Genomic DNA, 4,052 nt, shown 5'->3' on the forward strand with positions numbered 1-4,052 from the left:
GCCGTCTCGCCGGCGAGGTACATGTGGTCCGGCGCTGCGACTTCAATGCACCGGACGGGAACGGACTCGGTGTTGCGCACATCGATGATGAAGCGGGAGGGAACGCCGCGGGCGGGGTCCTCCGGAATCTCGACCCCGGACTCCGCGACGAGGAGCATCGTCTCGAGCGCCTTGGTTGTCATCGTCTGGCGAGTGCCGCCGAAAATAACCTCCCACTCGTGCTCCGCGTCGGCGACGATCGATGCGCCGTCGGAGAAGATGAGGCGGAAGCAGGGCCGATCGTCCCAGACCTCAGAGAGCCCAGTGACCTTGGTCGGCTTGCCATCCGAGGCGAGCACCTCGTCGCCGACCTCGAGTTCTCCTTGGGTGGTGAAGGTGGGAGCGGCGCCGTCAACAAGCGGCGATGTGGGAATGGGAGTGTCGAGCGCAAGGGCCTTGCCGACGCCGGGTCGGGCGGCGATGATGACCATCTGGCCGCCACGGAGGCCGTTGGTGAGCGAGTCGAGATCGACGAAACCGGTGGGGACGCCGGCCGAGAGGCCGCCGGCCTCCTGGATTTCGTCCATCTCGTCCATTGTCGGCTGGAGGAGCTCGGACAGCGCGACGTAGTCCTCGGAAGTGCGGCGCTCGGTGACCTCGAAGATCTCCGCCTGCGCGCGGTCGACGACCTCGTCGACCTCCTGGCCGTCGCCCGAGTATCCGTACTGGACGATGCGCGTGCCTGCGTCGACGAGGCGGCGTAGCACCGCCTTCTCCGACACGATGCGCGCGTAGAAACCTGCGTTCGCCGCGGTGGGGACCGTGGAGACGAGGGTGTGGAGGTACGGGGCACCGCCGGCGCGCTTGAGTTCGCCCTTGCGGTCGAGCTCTGCGGACACCGTGACCGGGTCCGCCGGTTCTCCACGGGCGTAGAGGTCGAGAATGATGTCGTAGACGACCTGATGCGCGGGCTTATAAAAATCGCCGGGACCGAGAGCTTCGACGACGTCCGCGATCGCGTCCTTCGACATGAGCATGCCACCGAGGACGGACTGCTCGGCGACGAGATCCTGCGGCGGCACGCGGCCGTACTGCTCTCCGCCGCCCTCCGCGGGCTCGGACGAGAGGCCGGTCTCGAACCGCTCGAAATCTGCAGGCATTACCGCTTCTCCGTCCGTTGCATTACGCGTTCAAGTCTAGGCGATCGGTTGGCGTCGCCGGCGTCTGCCTACCACGGCTGTGGACGCGGGTTCAACCCATCGACAGCGACCGAGCCAAGAGTTATCCACAGGGTTATCCACAATCGCGAGTAACCAGCTGTGGATAGATGTGGACAAACTCCTCGTTTCCTCGGCATTTACGGGTGCGCTTGTGGATAAACGGTGGATAACCCGAAAAATTGCTTGCAAAACTGCTGGTCAGATCGTTTTCCCAGGTCAGGGCAGTTGTGCATAAATTTATTTGGTCGCCACAAATCCAGCTTGCATTTCCCTGGATTTTACCGCCGGTCTCGTGCTATGTGATCTGCACAACACGATGTGAACACCCGGTTATCCACAGGTCCTGTGCACACGCGCGTGCCCTGGGAATACGCCAGAGCGGCCGGTGCGAACACGTTGCAGCACAAGCGAAATACCGCTTCTGCACCGGAAGTTGGCAGACGGGATTTGGCCACCGAAGAGCGGACGGCGAGGCATAGGCGATCGGCGGGGAGCGGCTCGTGTTTCATTGTCCGGGAGCGCCGGGGCTCGAGGGAAATGGGACGTGCGACGTCATACGTGATTGTGGTTGTGCGTGTGCACTCGGGTGCCGCTGAGCCCGATGGTGCCCCGAGAGGAGTGAGACGGCGGATGAAGAGCCAAAAAGCACCGCGCCCGCTCCCCCACCGAAGCGGGAAGCGGGCGCGGCTGCTTCGCGAGTGGATTACTCGGCGACGACCTCAACGTTGACGGTCGCGGTGACCTCGTGTCCGAGATCGACGACGGCCTTGTGGTTGCCGGCGTTCTTGATGTGCTCCTTGGGCAGCGTGATGCTGCGCTTGGCGAGCTTCGGGCCGCCCGAGGTCTTGATGGCCTCGGCGACGTCCGCAGTGGTGACAGAGCCGAAGAGCTTGCCCGAATCGGAGGTGCGCACGGCGACCTTCACGTTCGAGAGGCCCTCGAGCTGCTGCTTGAGCTCGTTCGCATGCTCGGCGTCGCGCACCTCGCGCTCGGCCTGGACACGACGAATCGTCTCGATCTGGCGCTCCGCACCCGGGGAGGCCAGGATGGCCAGCCCACGCGGGAGCAGGAAGTTACGTCCGTAACCGCCCTTGACCTCGACGATGTCGCCCGGCGCACCGAGGTTGTCGACGTCGGCGGTGAGGATCAGCTTCATGATCCTTAACCTTTCTCGCCCCGCCGCCGCTGCTGTGTGCGGCACGCGAGGTCAGTACTCAAAGTTGATCGTGCTTGGGGTGTAAGTGGTTCCGGGCCGCATGGCCCGAATCGTGGGCGATCAGAACGGGGGCTCGTCGTCCGCACCGCCGAAGCCGCCACCCGCCTGCGGGGCGCTGCCCCACGGGTCGTCGCCTGCCGGGGGACGTCCGCCACCTTGCTGACCGCCGCCGTAGCCGCCCTGATTGTCTCCATAGCCGCCGCGGGGCGCTCCGCCCTGCTGGCCGCCGAAGCCGCCCTGACCGCCGCCTTGCTGGCCGCCGCCCTGGCCTCCTCCGAAGCCGCCGCCCTCACGCGGAGTACGCGTGACCTTGGCGGTGGCGTAGCGGAGCGAGGGGCCGACCTCGTCGACCTCGAGCTCGTACACGGTGCGCTTCTCGCCCTCACGGGTTTCGAAGGACCGCTGCTTGAGGCGACCCTGCACCACGACACGCATGCCGCGCTGCAGCGACTCGGCGACGTTCTCCGCCGCCTGGCGCCAGATATTGCACGTGAGGAAGAGGGCTTCGCCGTCCTCCCACTGGCTCGTCTGCGAGTTGAAACGCCGCGGCGTCGAGGCGATACGGAAGTTCGCAACGGCCGCGCCGGACGGCGTGAACCGCAGTTCCGGGTCTGCAACCAGGTTGCCAACAACGGTGATGACGGTATCGCCTGCCATATAACTCGCTCCTCGAGGTTTAGCGGAAAGACTCTCCGCGCCCAGATTACGTGCGAAAACGCTCAGGGACTAGGGGAAACTACGCGTCGGTGCGCAGAACCTTCGTGCGCAGGATGGACTCGTTGAGTCCGAGCTGGCGGTCCAGTTCCTTGACCGTGTCGGGCTCAGCCTTGAGCTCGATGACGGCGTAGATACCTTCGGTCTGCTTGTTGATCTCGTAGGCAAGACGGCGCTTACCCCACACATCGACCTTGTCGACCGAGCCGCCATCCTTGCGAATTACGTTGAGGAACGTATCCAGGGACGGGGCTACGGTGCGCTCGTCGAGACTCGAATCGAGAATGATCATCACTTCGTATTGACGCACGGGACCTCATCACCTCCTATGGTCTATGAGTTTCGGCCGCCGCCCGATTGGCAGCGGCAGGAGGGTCGTCGCGTCAGCAACCTTGACAGCTTAGCTTGCTGCCGCTGGGCGCGCCTAATTTGCGCAGGCAGACGGCTGTGCCAGGGGCTGGTGGGTTTGGGCGGGTTTGTCGGCGTCGGATTCGGCTGGGATTCGTGCGGGCGCGGGCGCTGCCGGGCTCCTATTCCCCTGTCCCGGCCCTCGATGAGGCCGTTCTTGGGCACCGTGCCGGCAAACCGCAGCGCCAGTACTCAAACCGCGTTGTCATGACAACGGTGAAAGGTGACTCGGCATGCGTTTTGCCGGAAGTGGCTGCTTTTGGCGGGGGCGAGGATTGCTAGCCGCCGAGGAACTCCGAACGGCCGTCGCTCAGCCCCATCGTCAGCGCCGCGATGATCGGCAACACGGTGAGAAACACGACCGCCACGACGATCCACCCGATCCACGTCTTTTTCTGCCAACCCATGCGATATCCGCCGGCGGCGACGAGGATGCACACGAAGCCGAGGAAGATCCCCAGCCACATCACGAACATCTCGAGGGTGCTCATCGCGAATCGGACTCCTTGTTGTCG

At 64.5% G+C, this 4,052-nt stretch carries 5 protein-coding genes; all 5 read right to left on the bottom strand.

From position 1 onward, the window contains the following. On the bottom strand, positions 1 to 1,139 hold a 1,139-nt coding region (locus tag K8V11_RS07040), incomplete at its 3' end, for a DnaB-like helicase N-terminal domain-containing protein (RefSeq protein ID WP_303912040.1). 763 nt (positions 1,140 to 1,902) lie between these two features. After that, complete coding sequence (rplI, locus tag K8V11_RS07045) at positions 1,903 to 2,355, bottom strand: 50S ribosomal protein L9 (RefSeq protein WP_303912042.1); 453 nt, start codon at positions 2,353 to 2,355, stop codon at positions 1,903 to 1,905. Positions 2,356 to 2,475: 120 nt separating this feature from the next. Next, positions 2,476 to 3,072, bottom strand: coding sequence for a single-stranded DNA-binding protein (locus K8V11_RS07050; RefSeq protein WP_303912044.1), 597 nt, complete (start codon positions 3,070 to 3,072; stop codon positions 2,476 to 2,478). Positions 3,073 to 3,151: 79 nt separating this feature from the next. Then, entirely contained in the window at positions 3,152 to 3,439 is a 288-nt protein-coding gene (gene rpsF, locus K8V11_RS07055; RefSeq protein ID WP_067470793.1) for a 30S ribosomal protein S6, read from the bottom strand. 376 nt (positions 3,440 to 3,815) lie between these two features. Continuing rightward, positions 3,816 to 4,052 (bottom strand): hypothetical protein (locus K8V11_RS07060; RefSeq protein WP_303912046.1); only part of this gene is annotated, 237 nt, incomplete at its 5' end.

The sequence above is a fragment of the Dietzia timorensis genome (assembly GCF_020742175.1).
In the GTDB taxonomy this organism is placed as follows: domain Bacteria; phylum Actinomycetota; class Actinomycetes; order Mycobacteriales; family Mycobacteriaceae; genus Dietzia; species Dietzia timorensis_A.

Excerpts from the sequence above, each read along its gene's own strand:
- K8V11_RS07050 (WP_303912044.1), bottom strand. The coding sequence starts at position 3,072 with ATGGCAGGCGATACCGTCATCACCGTTGTTGGCAACCTGGTTGCAGAC.
- rplI (WP_303912042.1), bottom strand. The coding sequence starts at position 2,355 with ATGAAGCTGATCCTCACCGCCGACGTCGACAACCTCGGTGCGCCGGGC.